Below are 21,840 nucleotides of genomic sequence, written 5' to 3'. Positions count from 1 at the left end.
TCACTCCCCCATCTGAATAAAAAAACCTGCATTATTGATGCAGGTTTTTTACGGATACTCGGTTATTTCTTATTTGGCTTTACGCTCTTTTTCAATCAGGTAATTCACCACCTGAATTACTTTGGCATCATTGCCCTGCACAATATATTTACCATTGACAGTCACCGCCGGTACGCCGCTTAACTGATATTGAGCAGCCAGATTTTTGGCCTGGGCAATTTTTGACGAAATCGGGAATGATTTATAAGTCGTGTTAAATTTTGCTTCAGAAATACCATAACGGGTATAGAACTTGGCCAGTTGTGCCTGTTCTAAAATTGGGCGCTGCTTGTCATGAATATCATGGAATAACTGCAAATGGGCTTTTTGGCGTACACCCAAGGCTTCAGACACATAATAAGCACGTGCCGCCTGTTCCCAGAGTGGATTCATCGCAGCAGGTGTACGTACAAAACGAACATCTTTAGGTAATTTTTTCAACCAGCCCTGCATATGTGGTTCCAGCATGAAACAGTGACCACAGCCATACCAGAAGAATTCACGTACTTCAATTTTGCCCGGTTTTTCGACTTTGACTGGTTGTGCGACCACCTGATAGTCCTGACCTGCCACAAAATTGGCCATAGCACTGCCGGAAAAGGCCAAAACAGATGCGGCAACAGCGCCTAAAAGGAATTTTTTCATTGGGATTATCGTCCTCTAAATCATTATGCTTAGTGTATGGGTTCACTATAAATCAATTATGCCGATTTCGTTTTCATTCTGTGAACTTTTTTGCTGCTTTTATCGCTTTTTCTGCCAGAAACGCTACACTAAAGCAGAGGACTGATTTTCAAGGTTTTAAGTCAGTCACTCTGGCCATTCGGCCCCTATGTATTTTTAGATAATCACGACTGATTGAGGTGACACCGATGTCGCAATTGAATGTTGATCCACAAGAAATTGCCAAGTTTGAAGCATTTGCAGCTATATGGTGGGATCAGCATTCTGAGTTCCGCCCCTTGCACATGATTAATCCACTACGTTTAAACTGGATTGATGAACATGCCGGTGGCCTGAGCGGCAAGAAAATCCTGGATGTCGGCTGTGGTGGCGGCATTCTGGCCGAAAGTATGGCGCGCCGCGGTGCCGATGTACTCGGCATCGATATGGGTGCTGCCCCGCTGAATGTGGCGCAGATTCATGCCGAACAGGAAGGTGTCAGCAATATCGAATACCGTCAGGTGCCGGTCGAGCAACTGGCAGAGGAGCAGGCTGGCCAATACGACATTGTGACCTGCATGGAAATGCTGGAACATGTGCCAGATCCGGCCTCGATTATTCAGGCCTGTCACAAGCTGGTCAAGCCAGGTGGCCATGTGTTCTTCTCGACCATTAACCGTAATCCGAAATCGTATTTATTTGCCATTATTGGTGCAGAATATGTGCTGCGGATGCTGGCCAAAGGCACCCATGATTACAGCAAATTTATCAAGCCGTCCGAGCTGGCGCACGATATTCGCAATGCCGGCTTAAAACTCAAAGACATGACCGGTCTGCACTACAATCCGCTCACCAAACGCTACTGGCTGGCACCAAATGCCGATGTCAACTATATGGTCTATACAGTCAAAGAAAGCCAGAACGAGACCAGCACATGAAAGCCGTTTTATTTGACCTCGATGGCACCCTGATTGATACCGCGGCCGATTTTATCCGGATTATCCAGCAGATGTGCCGTGAAGAAGGCCGCGCGCTGGTCGAACCCGAACTGATCCGGACTCAGGTCTCCGAAGGCGCACGCGCCATGGTGAAACTGGTCTATCCGGAAATGCAGCTGGAAGATCCGGTATTTCTGCAACATCGTCAGCGCTTTCTGGACAGGTACGGCGCAGATATTGCAGTCGATACCGATCTGTTTGACGGCATGTATCCTTTACTGGAACAACTGGAAGCACAGGATATTCCCTGGGGTATCGTCACCAATAAACCACGCTGGCTCAGTGAGGCTTTACTGAAAGCACTGAATTTGAGTGAACGCTGTGCCGTGCTGGTCTGTCCGGAAGATGTCACCCGAACCAAGCCTGATCCTGAACCGATGTATCTGGCTGCCAAGCAACTGAATCTTGCGGCTGAAGACTGTATTTATATCGGCGATCATCCGCGCGATATTGATGCGGGGCGTCATGCCAAGATGCCAACCGTTCTGGCAGCTTATGGTTATTTACCACTGCAATACAAAGATGACTTAACAGCCTGGCAAGCCGACTATATAGTGGATACTGTTGCAGAATTACATCAGCTGATTCAGACCTTGCTACTCAAACAGCCGACTGCGGTATCTTAAAAGCTTAAAACTGAACAATAAGAAATGAGGAGGTAGATAATGAAATATTCAGCATATCAACCTCGCCCCGATCTGCTCAAAGATCGTATTATCCTGATCACAGGTGCGGGCGATGGCATTGGACGTGCAGCAGCAATCAGTTATGCCCTGCATGGTGCAACTGTGGTGCTGCATGGACGTACCTTAAACAAACTCGAAGTCATCTATGATGAAATTGAAAGTTTAGGTGCGCCGCAACCTGCCATCTTGCCGCTACAGCTTTCGAGCGCCTCGGAACGTGATTATGAACTTTTGCTGGATACCCTGGATCGTCAGTTTGGCCGTCTGGACGGAATTCTGCATAATGCCGGGATTTTAGGTGAACGGGTTCCGCTGGCGGATTATCCGGTGAATGTCTGGGATGATGTCATGGCGGTCAATCTGCGGGCACCTTTTATCATGACCCAGGCGCTGTTGCCCTTATTAGAAAAATCCGAGCATGCTTCGGTGGTGTTTGCCAGTTCAGGTGTAGGCCGCGAAGCCCGCGAACGCTGGGGCGCTTATTCGGTGTCTAAAATTGCCATTGAAGCGGTGAACCAGTTATTTGCCAAAGAGCAGGTGCATCCGAATATCCGCTATAACTGCATCAATCCCGGGGCAACACGTACTGCCATGCGCGCCAAGGCCTATCCCAATGAAGATCCAAAGACCCTGCCTACACCCGATTCCATTATGCCGGCCTATCTGTATCTGATGGGTGATGACAGTCTGCATATGAATGGTCAGAGTATCGATGCACAAGATTAAAACATCTTGATTTAATATCAGCAAGCGCCTGCTGTTGCTGTCCCACAATTGTATTGAGTGGATTTTGGATACGCGAGTGTGACAGGAATGTCACACCTTAGCCATCCTGACAAGGATGTTGGGTATGGCGCACAAAAGACTTTTGCCTACTTTGGGTCTGTCAAAAGTAGGATTTCGTCGACATAAGCCATTTAAATATCTGAAGAAAAGATGATGAGACAGCAGTGCAGTAATCGCTGCCTTTTCATTTCCGTTTGAGCTTCGCACAGTGAATAAATCTTCCGCAGCCTGATACAGCCAGCCTTGAGTTCCCCTCAAATTACAGCATACTAAGCTCCAACAAATTTCACTCGAGTGCACCATGACTGAATTAAACAACATGACCGTAAGCAACCTGGAAGATGGCATGGTTTCACTGTTGATCGATCAACAGCCGATTTCAGAAAAATATGACACCAAGTTTGAAGCCAGTATTGTGGATGACATCAAGGCACTCGAAAATGGTCAGAAACTGAAATTATTCGATCAGTTTGTTTTTTCACATAGTGATCTGAATTTTGAACATGCGTATTATTATGTGACCGGAATTGAAAAATTAGACGATCGCTATCGTCTGGCCAAGCATTTTGTTTATCGCATTAAAATTGAAGGCCAACCCGAAATCGAGCATGTGATCAGCAATCAGAGGAAAGCCATGACTGCCGAAGATGTCCGTAGCTTTATTCAGGCACATGTACAGAAATCACTTAACGATTATACCGATCTGAATTACGCATATTAAAAGCCACGCAATTTATATCTATGAGGGCACTTCCTAAAAGTGCCTTTTTTTAGCCTGTGTTTTATCAGCCTGACAATCAATCGATTTTTTATATCAAATTTATAAAATTATTCGGTTTTTCAAATAAATTGTTCTGAGCTATGCTTTTCTGATCCCATATAGCTTAAATCAGGAACACAGCATGGCTGACCAAAAACGTAAAATTGACACCATTCGCCGCATCGAACATTTGCAGTTATCCGAGGCTCTCATTGTGGCACTCGATGATGCAGTTCAAGCTGAATCGGTGGCTGCAGCGATTCAGTCCTTGCAAGGTTTGACCGAGCAATGGAATTAATATCCAGAAAGTTTTTAGAATTTTCTGTGTTTTAAGCCGATCATAAATCGTTTCGGTGTGACTTCAATGCTGTTTTTTTGAGCTAAATCATCGATTTTAGCTTGCATGTTTGCCCCCACTTTGATGAGATAAGAACTAGGCTCAGCCTGTCGGGTCATCGGACAAATGCGCAGCCTAAGCTCATGTAAAATCATGACATAATCATAATATCTCTGCATTTGTTATAAAACTGGTGCCTGTTCTTCACAGTTTCTCTGTAATCTTTCCGTATATTAGACACAGTAGAACATGAACGATTTAATGAGGGTTCAACATGAAAAAGGTTTTGGTGGCATTAGCGATCTCCTGCAGTACATTCATGCTGAGTCATGTTGCAATAGCCTCCCCTCATTTCAATGCTGAATCACAAATGGATAGCCGTCATGGGCATGGCAAGAAAGGCCGTGAATTCCGTGAAAATGATCAAGGGCAACATGATAAACGCCGTATGCGTGAAGAACGCGGAGTCAAACGCCTGCAACAGCTCAGATGGCAGCCTGGCTATGTCATGCCGCAACATTATCGTGGCAATGGCTATAAAGTCGAATATAAAGAGCATAACCTGCCTCGACCAGATCGCAAACAGCAGTGGTATAAAATTAACAATGACTATATTCTGGTCAATTCTGAAAATAACAGCATTATCCGGATTGTGGGGGATTAATTCACCATCCTGTTCAAGCTCCGATCCTCTTATCGACTCAACCATGTTTGGGTCTTTTTTATTTTCAGCAATTGAAATTTTTTGAATTAAAACTCCTGCTGATTTTCACACTTTTGGTTCAAGTGATTTATCTTCTAAATTTCTTCATGAATTTAACAATTTAACTAAATAGCCCTCACGCTTTCTATGTACTTATTCGCTAATTTAATCTCATCGAAATCAGATCTACATTTTAGGTGAGAGCCATGAAAAAAGTCCTAACTACAATTGCGTTATCCCTAAGTGCTTTGTTGGCTACTTCTGCAATGGCAGCACCACAGCATGATCCGCGTTATAACCATAATCCGCATAAACCGGCACCGCACTGGAATGCCAAAGACAGTAAAAAATGGAATGACGACCGTCGCTGGAATGATGACCGCCGCCATAACAACCGTATGGTTAATCCAAGCCGTGACTGGCGCGTAGGACAAAGCTTACCGCGTCAATACGATAACAAGCGTTTTGAAGTCAGTGATCGCGAAGCTCGCCGTTTACCGAATACCGGCCGTTTCCAGCAATGGTACAAAGTCAACAATGACTACGTTCTGGTCAATGAACGTAGCAATAGAATTGTACGAATCATCAATTAATTTTTCTCCATTGCTGCTCGTCTTGCAGACACCTGAAGTACCCTTCAGGTGTTTTTTTATTTCTGCACTTCCACTTGCGTTTTTTTTCATTAGAATCAAAGCTGGATCTTCAATCATTGAAATAGGCACAGGCATGACTTCAGCAGAAACCTCACACAGCACAACATTGCAATATGTGCACTGGTTTCGCCATTCTGCGCCTTATATCAATGCGCACCGCAACAAAACCTTTGTAATCATGTTTGATGGTGAAGCGGTCTTAAATGACAATTTTCAACATATCATTCACGATATCGCCTTATTGCACTCTTTGGGCATTCGGCTGATTCTGGTACATGGTGCGCGTCCGCAAATTAACCAGAATCTGGCGCAGAGCCAGATCAGTACGCCCTTTCATCAGCAGCGCCGGGTAACCACACGTGAATCCTTAAGCTGTGTGATGAATGCGGTCGGTTCGATTCGTCTGCAAATTGAAGCCCTGCTGTCTATGGGACTGGCCAACTCACCGATGTATGGTGCCCGTATTGATACGGTTTCAGGAAATTTTGTGACGGCCAAACCTTATGGCATTCGTGATGGCATAGACTTTCAGCTCACTGGTGAAGTCCGCGCGGTCGATACCGATGCGATTCAGCGACATCTGGACAGCCATAATATTGTGGTGCTTGGCCCGACTGGTTATTCCACCACCGGCGAAGTTTTTAATCTATTGGCTGAAGAAGTTGCGACCAAAACTGCGATTCGACTGAAGGCAGATAAGCTGATTTTTCTGGGCAAGCAGCATGGTTTAATGGACAGTAACGGCCAGCTCAAACGCGAAGTCACCCCGCAACAGCTGGATGACTATATTCCGGCAGAACAAGATGGGCTTGAAAGAGGCTTGCAACTTAAGGCAGCACAAGAGGCCTCCATGAACGGCGTACATCGGGTGCACCTGATTTCCTATGCCTATGATGGTGCGCTACTTGAAGAGCTGTTTACCCGTGATGGTTCTGGCACCTTGGTCACTGACGCGCATTATGAAGAAGTGCGAATGGCAGATATTCAGGATGTCGGTGGCCTGATCGGCTTGCTGCGTCCATTAGAAGAAGAAGGGATTCTGGTCTATCGTTCCCGTGAGCGTCTGGAAAATGAAATTAACCAGTTTGCCGTGATTGAACGGGATGGCATGATTCTGGCCTGTGCAGCCCTTTACCCGATTCCGACCACGGGCGATGAATTACGTTCTGCAGAAATTGCCTGTGTCGCAGTGCATCCAAGTTATCGCCAGTCCAATCGCGGTAGCCAGATCTTGCATTATCTTGAAGAAAAAGCCAAAAGCATGCAGATTCAGCAGCTGTTTATTTTAACCACGCGTACCGCGCACTGGTTTCTGGAACAGGGCTTTGAACCGGCTTCAGTCGATGATCTGCCGGATGCCCGTCAGGCTTTTTATAATTATCAACGCAATTCCATTGTTTGCAAAAAGTCACTTTAAAGTGACTTTTTCTTTTGGTGCCTTAGCTTAATTTCAGATAAAGATATCTTGTAATTTTGATTTAGTTGTTAAGATTGTATTGCTGCTTTTCAGATAAACATATCAACATATTTAACTTAAAAATATAATTATATATTTCAAAATCTTAATTAACTTAAATAGTAAATATTCATTTTTATATAAATCACTTTTTCGCATAAGTTTTGCGCTTTTTTATTTATCTTTTTTCTTCATTAGAAATTCCTGAATAGTTATTTTTTTAGAAAAACAAAAACGATTAGCGTGTCCCTAAGTTTTCATTCAATAGTTTGTCATTTTCGGGAGTTTTGATTCATGCGCCAATCTCATGTTCAGTTTTTAACAAAGACTGTGGTACTCGGTACTGCGATGGCGGGTGTCATGATGCTTTCAGGCTGCTCGAAAAAAGAAGAGACCATTACCCTGAATATCGGTTTCCAAAAATACGGCGTATTACCGATTTTAAAAGAACGCGGTACGCTGGAAACCAGCTTAAAACAGCAAGGGGTCAATGTGAAATGGGTAGAATTTCCGGCTGGCCCGCAATTGCTTGAAGGCCTGAATGTCGGCAGCGTCTCTTTTGGTGAAGCCGGTGAAGCACCGCCAATTTTTGCTCAGGCGGCCAACTCAAATCTGGTCTATGTGGCCAATCAGCCGCAAGCACCTAAGGCCGAAGCCTTAATTGTACCGAAAGATTCAACAATCCAGTCCATTCAGGATCTGAAAGGTAAACGGGTGGCCCTGAACAAAGGTTCAAACGTGCATTACCTGCTATTAAAAGTTCTGGAAGCCAACAAGCTGACACTCGGTGATATTGAAGTAATTTATTTACCACCTTCCGATGCACGTGCTGCGTTTGAACGTGGTGCAGTCGATGCCTGGGTGATCTGGGATCCTTTCTTTGCAGCTGCTGAACATCAGATTGGTGCACGTGTCATTGCCAGCGGTGAAAATGTGGTGAGCAACCACCAATTCTATCTGGCAGATCGCAAGTTCGCAGAAAGCCATCCTCAGGTGGTACAGGCGGTTGTCAATGAACTAAACCTGACCACGGACTGGGTCGCAAAAAATCAGGACGCTGCCGCTCAGCTCCTGCAAAAACCGACAGGTCTAGCCGTCGATGTCTTAAAAACCTCTATTTCACGCATGGGCTTCGGTGTTAAACCCCTCACGACTGACGTGATTCAAAAACAGCAACAGGTCGCCGATACGTTTTATGCGCAGCAGCTGATTCCACAAAAGCTGAATATTGATGCAGCAATTATTAAATAACAGCAGAATAATTCGAGAATAAAGATGAGTCATATAAAAACAGTTTCTTATATCAGCTTAGCGCTATTGAGCTTTAGTCTGACTGGCTGCCAGAAACAGGAACCACAGCAAACGGCTGCCGCAGAAACCACGTCAGCGCAACAAGTTAAAACCATTGCGATTGGCTTTCAGAAATCAGCCTTAAATCTGCTGGTGGCACGTGATGAAAAGCTGTTAGAACAACAATTTCCCAATGCCAAAATTGAATGGAAAGAGTTTCCGGCAGGCCCACAAATGCTGGAAGCCTTAGCAGTCGGTGCAGTGGATTATGGCTATGTGGGAAATACTCCGCCTATTTTTGCACAGGCGGCAGACAAAGCCCTGAGCTACGTGGCCTTTGAAAAAGTGGCGGGAAATTCTTTGGCCGTGGTCGTGCCGAAAGACAGTGCCATTCAAAATATTCAACAATTGAAAGGAAAACGGATCGCGGTGCAGAAAGGTTCAAGTGCCCATGAACTTCTGGCCAAAACCCTGGAAAAAGCCGGATTAAGCTGGTCAGAGATTCAAGCCGTCTGGCTTCCCCCTGCGGATGCACGTGCTGCTTTTGACAAAAAAGCCATTGATGCCTGGGCAATCTGGGATCCCTTCCTGGGTGCAGCCGAGTTCGACAGCAAGGTTAAGGTGCTGATTGAATCTAGTGACTTTCCACAAACCTACTCCTTTTATATCGGCAATCCCGAATTTATTCAGAAGCATCCGGATAGCCCCGGGAAGTTTATCCAGGCTTTAAATGCATCTGACCAGTGGATTCTTAAAAACCAGGCTGTAGCTCTAGATATTTATCAGAAAAGTACCGGTCTGAAACCGGATGTAGCGAAGATTGCATTTGAGCGTCGTCTTAAACCTTCGCCGGTACAACCATTAACGACGGAAGTGATCAAAGCTCAACAGAATATTGCCGATCTCTTCCAGCAGGTTCAACTGATTCCCAAAACCATCAGCGTCCAGCAACAGATCTGGTCGCCAGCGGCCACACATTGATGAGCAAACAAGATCATTTAATTTAAGGAATATTACATGAAAATTTTCTGGTTTATCCCCACTCATGGCGACAGTCGTTACTTAGGCACCAGCAAGGGCGCACGTGTTGTAGATCATGCCTACATGAAGCAGATTGCCGTTGCGGTAGATAACTTAGGTTATGAAGGTGTCCTGATTCCGACTGGCCGTTCTTGTGAAGATCCATGGTTAACTGCAGCCAGCCTGATTGATGCGACCAAAAAATTAAAATTCCTGGTGGCATTGCGTCCAGGCGTGACCACGCCGGCACTGGCTGCACGTATGGCCGCGACCTTTGACCGCTTGTCTAATGGCCGAGTACTGCTGAATCTGGTGACTGGCGGTGACGAGCAGGAGCTAAAAGGTGATGGCGTCTATGAAGATCACACAACCCGTTATAAAACGGCGACCGAATACACCACCATCTGGCGTGAAATTTTAAAACGCTCACATACCGGTGAAAGCTTTAGCTTCCATGGCGAACGCTTAAGTGTCGACGAGGCAAAATTGCTGTATCCACCAATCCAGCAACCACATCCGCCTTTATGGTTTGGCGGTTCATCAGATGATGCCATTGAACTGGCTACGGATCAGGTCGACACTTACCTGACCTGGGGCGAGCCACCGGCCGCAGTCAAAGAAAAAATTGCAGTGGTAAAAGCCAAGGCCGCAGCTAAAGGTCGTGAATTGAATTACGGGATCCGTTTACACGTGATCGTACGCGAAACCAATGAGCAGGCCTGGGCGGCGGCTGAAGAACTGATTCAGTATGTGGATGATGCCACTATCGCTGCAGCCCAAGCCAAATTCAAATCCATGGACTCGGTCGGTCAGCGCCGTATGGCAGAACTGCACAATGGCGATCGCAGTAAACTCGAAGTTTCTCCGAACCTATGGGCAGGCGTAGGTCTGGTTCGTGGTGGTGCAGGTACGGCACTGGTCGGCGATCCGGAAACTGTCGCTGCACGTATCCAGGAATATGCAGCTCTGGGAATTAGCACCTTTATTTTCTCAGGCTATCCACATCTGGAAGAATCAATCCGTTTTGCCGAACTGGTATTCCCTTTACTTCCACTGGAAACCCAGCAAAAACTCACTCAACCAAACTTGACCGGTCCATTTGGTGAAATCGTGGCGAACAACTATACACCGGACGAGAACAAGCAGGCTGAGAAAATTAAGGAGTCTGCTTAATGTCAAAAGTCGTTTCCGTTGAAACCCTGGCCCAAAAGCAGGTTTCACGTGGAACAATTCTGGGGCAGCATCTGCTGCCCTGGCTGGTTCCAATTTTTTTGATTGCGATTTGGCAGATTGCCTCTAGTACAGGCCTGCTGGAAAGCCGGATTCTGCCTGCACCGAGTGCAGTGGTTTTAGCCTTCTGGAATTTATTGCTCAGCGGTGAGCTATGGACGAATGTGCAAGTCAGTGCGGGGCGTGCCATCAGTGGCTTACTGGTGGGTGGTGGTTTGGGCCTATTACTGGGCCTGTTAAATGGCTCATCCAGAACTGCCTCTACCCTGCTCGATACCACCTTGCAGATGATCCGCAATATTCCTGCACTGGCACTTATTCCCCTCGTGATTTTATGGTTCGGGATTGATGAATCTGCCAAATTGTTTCTGGTAGCGATTGGGGTATTTTTCCCGATTTATATCAATACCTATCATGGGATTCGTTCCGTCGATCCGCAATTGATCGAGATGGGCAAAAGCTACGGCTTAACTCGCTGGCAACTGTATAAAGAAATTATTCTGCCGGGTGCGATGCCGTCAATTATGGTCGGACTGCGTTTTTCTCTAGGTCTGGTCTGGGTACTGTTAATCGTTGCCGAAACTATTTCTGCTCAGTCTGGTATTGGTTATATGACCATGAATGCACGTGAATTTTTGCAAACTGACGTGGTCTTGGTGGGTATTTTACTGTATGCCCTGCTTGGCAAACTGGCCGATGTTCTGGCCGTGGCCTTAGAGCGATTCCTGTTGCGCTGGCATGCCGGCTATCAAAAATAAAGAATAAATGAGGAGCATGTGATGACTGATCTGAGTTTAGGGCGTCATGTCAATGACCCGATTGCACCACCCGAGCAACCTGCGAAAGATATCAATCCGAATGCAGCCCTTGGTGCCGAAATCATTATTGAACAATTGCACAAATTTTATGGTTCAGTCAAAGTTCTGGAAGATCTGGATCTGCATATTCAACCGGGCGAATTTCTAGCGATTGTCGGTCGTAGTGGTTGTGGTAAAAGTACCCTTTTGCGCCTGATTGCTGATCTGGAAAAACAGAGTTATGGCGAAATCAAGTTTAAATCCGCACGGCATATCCGTGAAGGAATTACTGCAGATGATATTCGGGTGATGTTTCAAGACCCGCGCCTGCTGCCATGGCGTAGCATCGAACAGAATGTACAATTAGGCCTCGGCAAAGAGCAACATGCCAAAGCTTCACACATGCTGGAAAAAGTGGGCTTAAAAGAAAAAGCCGGGCTGTGGCCATCACAGTTGTCTGGCGGTCAACGTCAACGGACGGCCCTAGCACGTGCATTATCGCATCAGCCCCGTATTCTGCTGCTGGATGAACCACTCGGCGCCCTGGATGCCCTGACACGTCTGGAGATGCAAAACCTGATCGAACGCTTATGGACCGAGCAAGGCTTTACCGCGATTCTGGTGACTCATGATGTCAGTGAGGCAGTGCAACTGGCAGACCGGATTATCCTGCTGGATAAGGGTCATATTGCCAAAGAGTTTCGGGTTGGCTTGCCACGTCCACGGCAAAAAAGTCTGAAATTTGCAGAACTGGAACAGCAAGTCTTACAGGCAGTTTTGGCCACCTAAATATCCGATGAAGCCCAGAATAGGGGAGTTTTGGGTTTCATCTTCAAGCCAAGTCCTGAGCTGAATTTAAAACTGCAGGCTAATCTGGGTCATAAAAGCATTCATTTTTTGACTCTATTTCAAAATAAAAATATTTCAATAATTTAAGTATTTTCATAAACTTGCATTTTTTGCTCTGGCTTGATGCATTTAAGCCATTTTAAATATTGATCTAGAGAATAAATCATCATTATTCAAAAAATTAGCCATGGACTGTGTGCACAAATCTGATGATTTGCCGTACAATTGAGGATTCCCATTTTTTCATTGTTTTTTATATTTGCTAATGGAACAAAAAAAGAGTACTCAAAAACGCAACCAGCTGCTGAATGCTGCACTAGATGTATTTTCCCTGTACGGTTTTAATGGGGCAAGTCTAGATGAAATTGCACAGATTGCAGAAATGCATAAGTCGAATATTTTCTATTATTATGAAAATAAAGAAGCCCTCTATGTAGAGGTATTGACCACCGTTCTACAAAAATGGCTGGCACCTTTACAAACCCTTGAGGCCGAACTTGAGCCTGAAGAAGCGATTACCAACTATTTAATGCAAAAAATTGAAGTATCGCGTACCCAGCCTAAAGCATCTCGTTTGTTTGCTTTAGAGGTGATCCAAGGCGCACCGCATATACTGGAAATTTTAAAAGGCCCGCTAAAGAAACTGGTGAAGCGTAAAGCCAAAGTCATTTCTAACTGGCAGGAACAGGGCAAGATTTCAGCAGATATCGATCCTGAATTGCTGATTCTGAATATTTGGGCCCTTACCCAGAACTATGCAGATTTTTCGACCCAGATGGAAATGGTGACAGGGAAAACCTTGCGTAACCGCAGTATGCAGCAACGCATTATCCAGCATACGGTCAATATGATGTTATACGGCGTGATTCCACGTACGGATAAATAAGCAAGCGCTTCTGATTGGCATACGACCATAGCTGCTATGGTCGCCGAGCAAACTTACCCTTCTCTCTTATTTTACCATTCGATATAAATCTAATAACTTTTTCGCACCCAGTAACAGGTTTTCCTCCCAGTCCAGATGCGCAGTCTCATTGGCCCCATCCGTAATATACTTGACTGAAATCAGGCGAACACCGAGCTTCTTACACACTTTTGCCAGGGCATAACCTTCCATATCGACCAGATGACATGGCACTTTCGCACTACCGGTTTCAAAACTGTCGCCTGTCCCGCAAATTCCTTTGGGTAAATGTTCAAAGAAAGCCTCCAGTTCAATCGCGGCAGGATAATCCTGATCCATGGGTGTTACGCCGACTTCAAAACCGAGTGGTGAAACATCCATATCACGCTGTACAAACTGACTGACTTCAATCAGGTCATGAGCATTAAAATGCGAGCTGCCAGCTGTACCCAAATTCAGCAAGGTTGTGCAGCCCGTTTTTTGAATCACCTCGAAGGCTTTAAAGGCTGCGTTCACTTTACCAATCCCGCTGTAATGCACATTTATGCCTTGAGCTTCAAACAAGCCTTTTGATTCATTGGGTAGCGCCATGATGAGTGCCAGATTGGACATTTGAAATACCTGATACAAAGAAAAATACAAAGAAAAGCGCTGACATTAGAAAGCAAAATTCGCTGAATGAAAAGCAGGAATGCGCTGATCGGATCCATTTAAAGCGTCGAAAAACAATCTGATTTGATATTCAGGAAAATGAATTTTCAAGAAAAATATTGCATAAAAACACAACAACAAGACGAAACGGCGAGATTATGGCAATATATAGCCTCTCGATATTTCCAAGCACTTGATTTGCCCATGCAGCTGCTCCGTCTAAATGCTTTAGCATCTCATTCTGAACTACCCAAAACGGCCGTGACGATCGGCAATTTTGACGGCGTGCATTTAGGTCATCAGGCGATGATCCGTCAGCTGCAACAGGTGGCTGAAGCACAGGGCTTAAAATCTGTTGTAATGATGTTTGAGCCGCAACCGCTTGAATATTTTAAGGGTTATGAAGCCCCACCGCGGATTTCATCCTTACGTGAAAAAGTCGAATATCTGACTGAACTCGGTGTGGACTATATTGCGGTGGCGAAATTCGATCATACATTTCGCAGCCTGACTGCAGAAGCCTTTGCCGATATTTTAAAAGACAAACTCAATGCACAGCATCTGGTACTCGGTGATGACTTTCACTTCGGTAAAAACCGTCAGGGCAATAGCGAATTCCTGCGCAATTATGGTTTCCAAGTCACCAATTTAAGCACCATTGCTTTAGAGGGTGAACGGGTCAGTTCAACCCGGATTCGTCAAACTTTACAAGCAGGCGATTTAGCCCTTGCTGCCAAATTACTCGGCCGGCCTTATAGTATTACCGGACGGGTGCAATACGGCGATCAGATTGGCCGAACCATTGATTTCCCAACCATTAATGTACGACTAAACCGGCATAAGCCCTGTCTGAATGGCATTTATGGGGTTGAAGTCATCTGTGAAACTGAATCCCTCAGGGATAAAGTAAAACATGATCATGCTACTAAAACAGGCATTGCGGGTTATGACCCCACTGCCCTGTTTGGTGCGGGTCATGTGGGAACACGCCCAGCCATCAAACAAGCCCATCCAGAATGGCGATTAGAAGTACATTTTCCAGATGTTTCTGCTAATCTGTATGGCCTGTTAATGCGGGTGACGTTCTTAAACTATTTACATGGCGAAAAGGACTATCCTTCGCTTGAAGCGCTAAAAGCCGGAATTGATGATGATGTCGAGAAACTGCTGGAGTTTCGTCGAAATCATCCTACATTTCCCTTTTAATATCCCATATTTTTATTGTAAAACGTGTCAGTAACATAACTGATTAGATTGGAAGACGACTTGCATGAGCGATAAGCAAACTCCTGAAAATGCAGTGGACTATAAAGCCACGCTAAACCTCCCAGGTACTGAATTTGCGATGAAAGCAAATTTGGCAGTACGTGAAGCGAAATGGTTAGAAGAGTGGTATGCCGACAACATTTATCAGCAGATTCGTGCGTCGCGTATTGGCAAGAAAAAATATGTACTTCATGACGGCCCTCCCTATGCAAATGGTCAAATCCATTTGGGTCATGCAGTCAATAAAGTATTAAAAGACATCATCATCAAAAGCCGCGTGATGGATGGTTTTGATGCACCTTATGTACCGGGCTGGGACTGTCATGGTCTGCCAATCGAACTCAAAGTTGAAGAAAAAGTCGGTAAAGTCGGCGTCAAGGTAGATGCCTCTACCTTCCGTAAAGCCTGCCGTGAATATGCCTACACCCAAGTTGAACTGCAAAAGAAAGACTTCGTGCGTATGGGTGTATTCGGTGATTGGAACAACCCTTACCTGACCATGAACTTCAAACAGGAAGCGGACATCGTACGTTCATTGGGTGCGATTGCCAAAGCCGGTCATATCGAGCCGGGTCTGAAACCGGTGAACTGGTGTCTGGACTGTGGTTCATCTTTGGCTGAAGCTGAAGTTGAATATGAAGATAAAAAATCAGATGCCATTGATGTCGGTTTTACGGTGGTTGATTTAGCGGATTTATCTGCACGTTTGGGTGTAACTGTTAGTGATTCAACAGACATCGTCATCTGGACCACCACGCCTTGGACACTACCTGCCAACCAGGCCGTTGCCGTACATGCCGAAATTGAGTATCAACTGGTTAAAGCACGTGGTGACGAAAAAGCAGCACAAAACTTTATCCTGGCCAAAGATCTGGTGGAATCTGCAACTGAGCGTTATGGTTTTACTTCATTCGAAGTAATTGCAGGCTTTAGCGGTAGCAAACTTGAACACCTTGTTCTGCAACATCCTTTAATTAGCGATCGTCAGGTACCGGTCATTTTGGGCGAGCACGTGATTGCCACCAGTGGTACCGGTGCAGTACATACGGCTCCGGGTCATGGTGTGGACGACTATAAAGTGGGCTTATTGTACAACTTGAAGGTTGACAATCCAGTCGGCGGAAATGGGGTATATTTACCGACTTCGCCACTGTTTGCGGGTGAGCACATTTATAAAGCCAATCCACAAATTATTGCGGCGCTGGGTGAAGCCAATAAGCTGTGGGCACATAAGCCAATCAAGCATAGCTACCCACATTGCTGGCGTCATAAAACCCCGATTATCTTCCGTGCCACACCACAATGGTTCATCAGCATGGATGCCAAAGGCTTACGTCAAGGCGCTTTGAACGCGATTGAAAATGACATTAGCTTCGTGCCGGATTGGGGTAAAAACCGTATTCAGGCGATGATTGAAGGCCGTCCGGACTGGTGTATCTCGCGTCAACGTACCTGGGGTGTGCCAATCCCATTCTTCGTGCACAAAGACACCAATGAACTGCATCCACGTACCCCTGAACTGATTGAAGAAGTTGCTAAACTGATTGAGCAGGAAGGCATTGATGGCTGGTACAACCGTGATGCATCTGAGTTTATCGGTGCCGATGCTGAGCAATATAATGCAGTTCGTGACACCTTAGACGTGTGGTTCGACTCAGGTACAACACACTATGCGGTACTGCGTGAACGTGAAGAATTGACTGATCCTGCTGATTTATATCTGGAAGGTTCAGACCAACACCGTGGCTGGTTCCAATCTTCATTATTGACCTCGATTGCAATCAATGAACGTGCGCCATATAAAGGCTTGCTCACACACGGTTTCGTGGTGGATGAGAAAGGCCGTAAGATGTCGAAGTCGATTGGTAATGTAATCACACCGCAAGACATCATTAAAGATATGGGGGCAGACGGCTTGCGTTTCTGGATCGCCTCTGCGGATTACCGTTATGAAATGACCGCGGGTAAAGAAATCTTCAGCCGTGCATCCGATGGTTATCGTCGTATCCGTAACACGCTTCGTTTCTTGCTTGCTAACCTGAATGGCTTCAAACCATCAACAGATGCGCTTCCTGTAGATCAATTGATCGCGCTGGATCAATACATTCTGCAACGTGCATCTGAAGTGCAAGAAACCATTAAGAAAGCATACGAAGATATGAACTTCCATATCGTAACGACTGCTCTGACTAATTTCTGTATCAATGACTTGGGTGGTTTCTACTTAGACATCATCAAAGACCGTCAATACACCACGAAAGCGGATTCGCAAGCACGTCATTCTGCACAAACTGCGTTGTATCACTTGGTACAAGCATTCGTGCGTTGGATGTCACCAATCCTGAGCTTCACTGCACAAGAAGCTTGGCCGTTAATTCCTGAGCAATCAGAGAAATACGTATTCACGGCTGAATGGTATGATATTCCTGTGGCTTCAACTGCAAATGTAGTATCTGAAGCTGAATGGCAAACGCTCATTGCCGTGAAATCTGCAGTAAACAAATTCATTGAAACTGCACGTACAGCAAAAACTGTCGGTTCTAACTTGTCTGCCAAAGTTGAACTTTGGGCAAATGCTGAATTAAAAGCAGTGCTAGATAAGTTAAGTGATGAGCTTCGTTTCGTACTGATCACATCACAAGTGATCGTCAATGAGTTTGATGCAGCACAAGGTGAAGCATCTGATCTTGAAGGCTTAAATGTGAAAGTTTCAGCGGCTGATGGCGAAAAATGTGTACGCTGCTGGCACGTGCTTCCGGATGTAAATACACATAGCTCACATCCAGGACTCTGTGGCCGTTGTATTATTAACCTTCCTACAGGCCAAGGCGAAGAGAGAAAATATGCCTAATACCCAGACTAAAAAGGGCTTATTCCAGTTCTATCCACATAATTTATGGTGGATTGGGCTGGCCATTGTGGCGATCATTCTGGATCAATGGACCAAATGGATTGCAGTGACGAATCTGAACTATGCAGATCCTATCCCTGTGCTGCCCTTTTTAAATTGGACACTATTGCATAACTATGGCGCTGCCTTTAGTTTTCTGTCCGATGCGGGTGGTTGGCAACGTTATTTCTTTACTTCACTGGCAGGGATTGTGTCTGTGATCTTTGTTTTTTGGCTAATGCGTATGCCAAAAAACATGAAGGTTTTACCGCTAGCAATTGCCCTGATTTTGGGTGGTGCAATCGGTAATTTAATCGACCGGGTCAGTCTCGGCTATGTGGTCGATTTTATTCATGTGTATTACCAGAACAGCCACTTCCCTGCTTTCAATATCGCAGACAGTGCCATCACGCTTGGCACTATTCTGATGCTAATTGATACCTTTTTCTTAGAAAAATATCGAATTCAACGGGCGCAAGCACAACATGACTGATTTTATTCATCCTAATGAAGAAACCCGGGTTGCAGACGGCTCTAAGGTCGAGCTGCATTTTTCTGTCGCGATCGAAAATGGCGTAGAAATTGACAATACCCGTAGCCGTGAAGCCCCGGTCAGCCTCACGATTGGCGATGGTAATTTATTACCGGGCTTTGAAAAAGCCCTGTTTGGCCTGCGTGCCGGTGACCGCCGTACCGTGAGCCTGCCTCCTGAAGATGCTTTTGGTCCGTGGAATCCGGAAAATATCCAGAAATTTGACACGGTAAAGTTCGGAGAACGTCCGATCGAAGGCCACATGATCGAGTTTGAAGATAAAGCCAAAGCGACCTTGTATGGTGTGGTTCGTTCAGTCAATGATGACATTACCGAAGTGGACTTTAACCATCCATTGGCAGGCAAGAATATTACTTTTGAAGTAGAAATCTTTAAAGTCACCCCTGCCGGTCAGCAAGGCATTAAACTGATGTAAAGCATCCGCTAATTGCCTGATTTTAAAAAAGCTCCTTCGGGAGCTTTTTTATATTCCGGATACAAATCATGTCTAGTCACCTCTCTGAAATCTGATTAATTTAATTTGATGATAAGACCTGAACAAAGGATAAAACATGAAAATTTATATTGTGGTGGGCAGTATACGTGAGGGGCGTACCGCGCTTAAAGTGGCCCACTGGGTTCTGCAGGAAATTAAAAGCTATGCTTTTAGTACACTCGAAATTGAAATTGTTGATTTAAAAGAGTGGGATCTGCCACTTTTTAGCGGTGCTCATCCGCCATTAACCGGGATTTATGATCAGCCCAAACAGCAAGACTGGGCAGACAAGATTGCGCTGGGCGATGCCTTTATTTTTATTACCCCTGAATATAATCATGGCTACAGCCCTGCCCTGAAAAATGCCCTGGATTATTTGGGCAAAGAATGGCAAGGCAAACCGGCAGCTTATATTGGCTATGGTGCAACCAACGGTTCACGTTCGATTGACCAGATTCGTCAAGTGGGGACTCAACTTGGATTAGTAGATACCAATGCCGTGATTGAAATTCGGGACATTTTTGCACGTAACCAAGATTATTCTTTCCAGGGTAATGAATTTGATAATAAAAATTTAAAAACTGTGGTGGATAGACTGATTCAATATGTCAGTGCTTGAGACTTTAGCCGACAGCATCGTAGGTTTTCGCCTACAGCGACCGCTGCATTTAGCGGCTATGTACTACGCTTAGTTAGGACTATAGTCACTACATAGACAGACAGGACGTCTGCAAAGCGATACGACAACAATAACAAGCGCAAATCAACAGGACGTTGACAGATTAGACAGGAGTCAGATCTGAGAAGCAAATCCAGAAAAGCCTCAACAGGATGTTGAGGCTTTTTTGTTTTAAAGCTTAGATCCTGCTCAAACTAAAATATTCAGGTTGGGTTTAATGATTGATTTAATAAAAACGATGGACTGCTGCTTTGGTTAAATAGTCATTCTTTCACTGCTATTTTTGAAATTCACCTGTCAGCTTTGACCTACAATCGATGCAGTTAAATGCCCTATTGGGCTACACTACTTCGGGCTATATTCGAGTCATACCAAGACAGGCAGTCTTATCAGAAAAATAAAAATATTCACCAAGCAGGATGCTGATCGGTATAACAGACATTATACCTTTGCCAGAATATGAAAAGGCCTTCACAGGATGTCGAGGCCTTGTTCTTTCATATCAGGATCATCTTAAAAAAAATTTATTCAGATCGTCAGCAGATCATGAGCATTCTGCCTCGCTCGATATTTCATGTTCAAATGCAGCTTTTCAAACAAAGGATTAAGGTGCGGTCATTTTTAATAACTTGGCTTGTGGGCCATCCTGAATTATCCAAAGCGTACCATCACTGGCCTGAATCGCGCCACGAATCCGCTCCTTCATATCCACACGCTGGACTTCTTTGACCGGATTCTGTGTCGTATCCACAATCACAAGCGCCTTGGAAGACAAACCAGTCGTGATCGCTTTATTTTTCCATTGTGGAAATACATTTCCTGTATAAAACAACAGATCTGAAGGAGAAATGACCGGCGTCCAATCCAGTGCTGGCGCTTCAAATTCCGGGCGGGTAGCATGGTCGGGAATGGGCTTGCCATCATAATGATCACCATTTGACACCACTGGATAGCCATAATTTTTAGCTTTGATGATCTTATTCAGCTCATCCCCACCCTTCGGGCCCATTTCAATCACCCAGAACTGCCCCTGTGGATCAAAAGCCATGCCTAAAGGATTGCGGTGTCCAAGACTCCAGATCTGCTGGGCAATTTTACCCTGATTCATAAAAGGATTATCAGCAGGAATTGAACCGTCATCATTTAAACGAATAATTTTACCGGCATTGGACTGCATATCCTGTGCTGGAGTAAATTGCTGCCGTTCCCCTGAACCGATCCAGAGCTTACCATACGGTCCAAATACAATCCGGTGTGCATAATGTCCCTGCCCTGAAAATTTAGGGACTTGAGTCCAGATCCGTTCAATTTGAGTCAATTGAGGGGCAGTCTGGTTTAAATCCAGTTTGCCACGGATCACCACTGCGCCATAGCCACCCTGACCTTGTTCAGCATAGCTGAGATAGACCCACTGATTGTTTGCAAAATCCGGATGTAAAGCGACTTCACCCAAGCCTCCTTGGCCACCATAGGCAACTTGAGGAATACCTTTAACTTCGACTTTCTGCTTGGTACGTGGATCAAAAAGTTGTAATTTTCCTTTACGTTCGGTAATCAGTAAACGGCCATCTTTGAGTGATACAATTGCCCACGGCTCATTAAATTGTGCCACCTGTGCGATCTTATATTTTTGTAAATTTGAGGCTATAGCTTCAGATTTAGAAGATGAGGCGGAAGCCTCTTGAATACTGCCAGAGGCGGAAGCCTCTTGAATACTGCCAGAAGGTGAGTTATCGGCATGACAAGCAGTCAATGCCAAAGCACAAAAACTGAGTAAAATTTTTATTTTAAATTGCGCTACCATCATTTTCTCCACGCTTCTTTCTTCTCTAAATTAATATTACAATATAGAAGTCTTCACAGAAATTCAGCATAGAAAAGTAAACAGATATATTTGAGCAACAGCAGAGACTCGTTTTATAGTATTTAAATGACTTTGATTTTACTTTTGGATCTAGAATTTAAATACCTGCCCCAATTTCATCTACTTATAATATTATCCCACACACAAAAAAACACCCCCTGCTCATGCAGGGGGTGTTTCGAATAATGAGCTGGCGATGACTTACTCTCACATGGGTAACCCCACACTACCATCAGCGCAAAGAGGTTTCACTTCTGAGTTCGGGAAGGGATCAGGTGGTTCACTCTTGCT

General features: G+C 45.1%; 23 protein-coding genes and 1 rRNA gene. 19 read left to right on the top strand and 5 right to left on the bottom strand.

All coding sequences use genetic code 11. The annotated features are described in order from the left end of the window. Positions 1-69: 69 nt before the first annotated feature. The gene (locus tag FTV29_RS00120) at positions 70-684 is read right to left on the bottom strand and encodes a thiol:disulfide interchange protein DsbA/DsbL (protein ID WP_005173368.1); all 615 of its coding nucleotides are present in this window, start codon (positions 682-684) and stop codon (positions 70-72) included. A 227-nt stretch (positions 685-911) separates the two neighbouring features. Here FTV29_RS00120 and ubiG point away from each other — a divergent pair, with 227 nt between their 5' ends. The 5 genes from ubiG to FTV29_RS00095 all read left to right on the top strand — a co-directional run bounded on the left by ubiG (position 912) and on the right by FTV29_RS00095 (position 4,230). Then, positions 912-1,640 (top strand): bifunctional 2-polyprenyl-6-hydroxyphenol methylase/3-demethylubiquinol 3-O-methyltransferase UbiG, encoded by a 729-nt coding sequence (ubiG, locus tag FTV29_RS00115; protein WP_180001722.1) that lies wholly within the window; start codon positions 912-914, stop codon positions 1,638-1,640. Beyond that, on the top strand, positions 1,637-2,326 hold the full coding sequence (locus FTV29_RS00110; RefSeq protein ID WP_159516510.1) for an HAD family hydrolase: 690 nt from the start codon (positions 1,637-1,639) through the stop codon (positions 2,324-2,326). Before ubiG ends, FTV29_RS00110 begins: the two co-directional genes overlap by 4 nt. A 39-nt stretch (positions 2,327-2,365) precedes the next feature. Further along, positions 2,366-3,112, top strand: a complete 747-nt coding sequence (locus tag FTV29_RS00105) for a YciK family oxidoreductase (protein WP_180001721.1) — start codon at positions 2,366-2,368, stop codon at positions 3,110-3,112. A gap of 361 nt (positions 3,113-3,473) precedes the next feature. Further along, the gene (locus tag FTV29_RS00100; RefSeq protein ID WP_180074921.1) at positions 3,474-3,893 is read left to right on the top strand and encodes a hypothetical protein; all 420 of its coding nucleotides are present in this window, start codon (positions 3,474-3,476) and stop codon (positions 3,891-3,893) included. 181 nt (positions 3,894-4,074) lie between these two features. Beyond that, positions 4,075-4,230 (top strand): hypothetical protein, encoded by a 156-nt coding sequence (locus tag FTV29_RS00095; RefSeq protein WP_005173373.1) that lies wholly within the window; start codon positions 4,075-4,077, stop codon positions 4,228-4,230. Between the two features lie 14 nt (positions 4,231-4,244). Here FTV29_RS00095 and FTV29_RS00090 read toward each other — a convergent pair whose 3' ends face one another. Next, complete coding sequence (locus FTV29_RS00090) at positions 4,245-4,424, bottom strand: hypothetical protein (RefSeq protein ID WP_225553372.1); 180 nt, start codon at positions 4,422-4,424, stop codon at positions 4,245-4,247. 119 nt (positions 4,425-4,543) lie between these two features. Here FTV29_RS00090 and FTV29_RS00085 point away from each other — a divergent pair, with 119 nt between their 5' ends. The 9 genes from FTV29_RS00085 (at position 4,544) to FTV29_RS00045 (ending at position 13,153) form a co-directional block, all read left to right on the top strand. Beyond that, on the top strand, positions 4,544-4,933 hold the full coding sequence (locus FTV29_RS00085) for an RcnB family protein (RefSeq protein WP_005173376.1): 390 nt from the start codon (positions 4,544-4,546) through the stop codon (positions 4,931-4,933). 245 nt (positions 4,934-5,178) lie between these two features. Beyond that, complete coding sequence (locus FTV29_RS00080; RefSeq protein WP_005173379.1) at positions 5,179-5,565, top strand: RcnB family protein; 387 nt, start codon at positions 5,179-5,181, stop codon at positions 5,563-5,565. Between the two features lie 133 nt (positions 5,566-5,698). Further along, entirely contained in the window at positions 5,699-7,042 is a 1,344-nt protein-coding gene (gene argA / locus FTV29_RS00075; protein ID WP_180001720.1) for an amino-acid N-acetyltransferase, read from the top strand. A gap of 333 nt (positions 7,043-7,375) precedes the next feature. Next, positions 7,376-8,332: a sulfonate ABC transporter substrate-binding protein gene (locus FTV29_RS00070; RefSeq protein ID WP_180074920.1), complete on the top strand. Its 957-nt coding sequence runs from the start codon at positions 7,376-7,378 to the stop codon at positions 8,330-8,332. Positions 8,333-8,356: 24 nt separating this feature from the next. Then, on the top strand, positions 8,357-9,352 hold the full coding sequence (locus FTV29_RS00065) for an aliphatic sulfonate ABC transporter substrate-binding protein (protein ID WP_004647162.1): 996 nt from the start codon (positions 8,357-8,359) through the stop codon (positions 9,350-9,352). A 36-nt stretch (positions 9,353-9,388) separates the two neighbouring features. Then, positions 9,389-10,564 (top strand): FMNH2-dependent alkanesulfonate monooxygenase, encoded by a 1,176-nt coding sequence (gene ssuD, locus FTV29_RS00060; RefSeq protein ID WP_180074919.1) that lies wholly within the window; start codon positions 9,389-9,391, stop codon positions 10,562-10,564. Continuing rightward, positions 10,564-11,379 carry an aliphatic sulfonate ABC transporter permease SsuC gene (gene ssuC / locus FTV29_RS00055; protein WP_180074918.1) on the top strand — a complete coding sequence of 272 codons (816 nt, stop codon included), beginning with the start codon at positions 10,564-10,566 and terminating at the stop codon, positions 11,377-11,379. The genes ssuD and ssuC overlap by 1 nt, the downstream gene beginning before the upstream one ends. A 21-nt stretch (positions 11,380-11,400) precedes the next feature. Then, positions 11,401-12,207 carry an ABC transporter ATP-binding protein gene (locus tag FTV29_RS00050; RefSeq protein ID WP_100329557.1) on the top strand — a complete coding sequence of 269 codons (807 nt, stop codon included), beginning with the start codon at positions 11,401-11,403 and terminating at the stop codon, positions 12,205-12,207. Positions 12,208-12,532: 325 nt separating this feature from the next. Beyond that, positions 12,533-13,153 (top strand): TetR family transcriptional regulator C-terminal domain-containing protein, encoded by a 621-nt coding sequence (locus FTV29_RS00045; protein WP_005173402.1) that lies wholly within the window; start codon positions 12,533-12,535, stop codon positions 13,151-13,153. A 66-nt stretch (positions 13,154-13,219) separates the two neighbouring features. On the opposite strand, the gene FTV29_RS00040 is transcribed toward FTV29_RS00045, so the two are convergent. Next, positions 13,220-13,783, bottom strand: coding sequence for a 5'-methylthioadenosine/S-adenosylhomocysteine nucleosidase (locus FTV29_RS00040; RefSeq protein ID WP_074383810.1), 564 nt, complete (start codon positions 13,781-13,783; stop codon positions 13,220-13,222). Between the two features lie 243 nt (positions 13,784-14,026). Between FTV29_RS00040 and ribF the strand changes: the two genes are divergently transcribed. The 5 genes from ribF to FTV29_RS00015 all read left to right on the top strand — a co-directional run bounded on the left by ribF (position 14,027) and on the right by FTV29_RS00015 (position 19,625). After that, on the top strand, positions 14,027-15,028 hold the full coding sequence (gene ribF, locus FTV29_RS00035; RefSeq protein ID WP_180072354.1) for a bifunctional riboflavin kinase/FAD synthetase: 1,002 nt from the start codon (positions 14,027-14,029) through the stop codon (positions 15,026-15,028). Positions 15,029-15,092: 64 nt separating this feature from the next. Continuing rightward, positions 15,093-17,939, top strand: a complete 2,847-nt coding sequence (gene ileS / locus FTV29_RS00030; RefSeq protein WP_180072352.1) for an isoleucine--tRNA ligase — start codon at positions 15,093-15,095, stop codon at positions 17,937-17,939. Further along, complete coding sequence (gene lspA / locus FTV29_RS00025) at positions 17,932-18,471, top strand: signal peptidase II (protein ID WP_005173413.1); 540 nt, start codon at positions 17,932-17,934, stop codon at positions 18,469-18,471. Before ileS ends, lspA begins: the two co-directional genes overlap by 8 nt. Beyond that, the gene (locus FTV29_RS00020; protein WP_074383806.1) at positions 18,464-18,946 is read left to right on the top strand and encodes a peptidylprolyl isomerase; all 483 of its coding nucleotides are present in this window, start codon (positions 18,464-18,466) and stop codon (positions 18,944-18,946) included. The genes lspA and FTV29_RS00020 overlap by 8 nt, the downstream gene beginning before the upstream one ends. 136 nt (positions 18,947-19,082) lie before the next feature. Further along, positions 19,083-19,625, top strand: a complete 543-nt coding sequence (locus FTV29_RS00015) for an NADPH-dependent FMN reductase (protein WP_074383805.1) — start codon at positions 19,083-19,085, stop codon at positions 19,623-19,625. A gap of 664 nt (positions 19,626-20,289) precedes the next feature. Here FTV29_RS00015 and FTV29_RS00010 read toward each other — a convergent pair. Both FTV29_RS00010 and rrf read right to left on the bottom strand, forming a co-directional pair. Beyond that, positions 20,290-21,489, bottom strand: coding sequence for a PQQ-dependent sugar dehydrogenase (locus tag FTV29_RS00010; RefSeq protein ID WP_180072350.1), 1,200 nt, complete (start codon positions 21,487-21,489; stop codon positions 20,290-20,292). Positions 21,490-21,737: 248 nt separating this feature from the next. Further along, a 5S ribosomal RNA gene (gene rrf / locus FTV29_RS00005) occupies positions 21,738-21,840 on the bottom strand; the annotation flags it as partial.

The organism is Acinetobacter sp. YH12254 (genome assembly GCF_013417415.1).
Taxonomy (GTDB): domain Bacteria; phylum Pseudomonadota; class Gammaproteobacteria; order Pseudomonadales; family Moraxellaceae; genus Acinetobacter; species Acinetobacter pseudolwoffii.
This window is presented reverse-complemented; position numbering and strand designations above follow the sequence as displayed.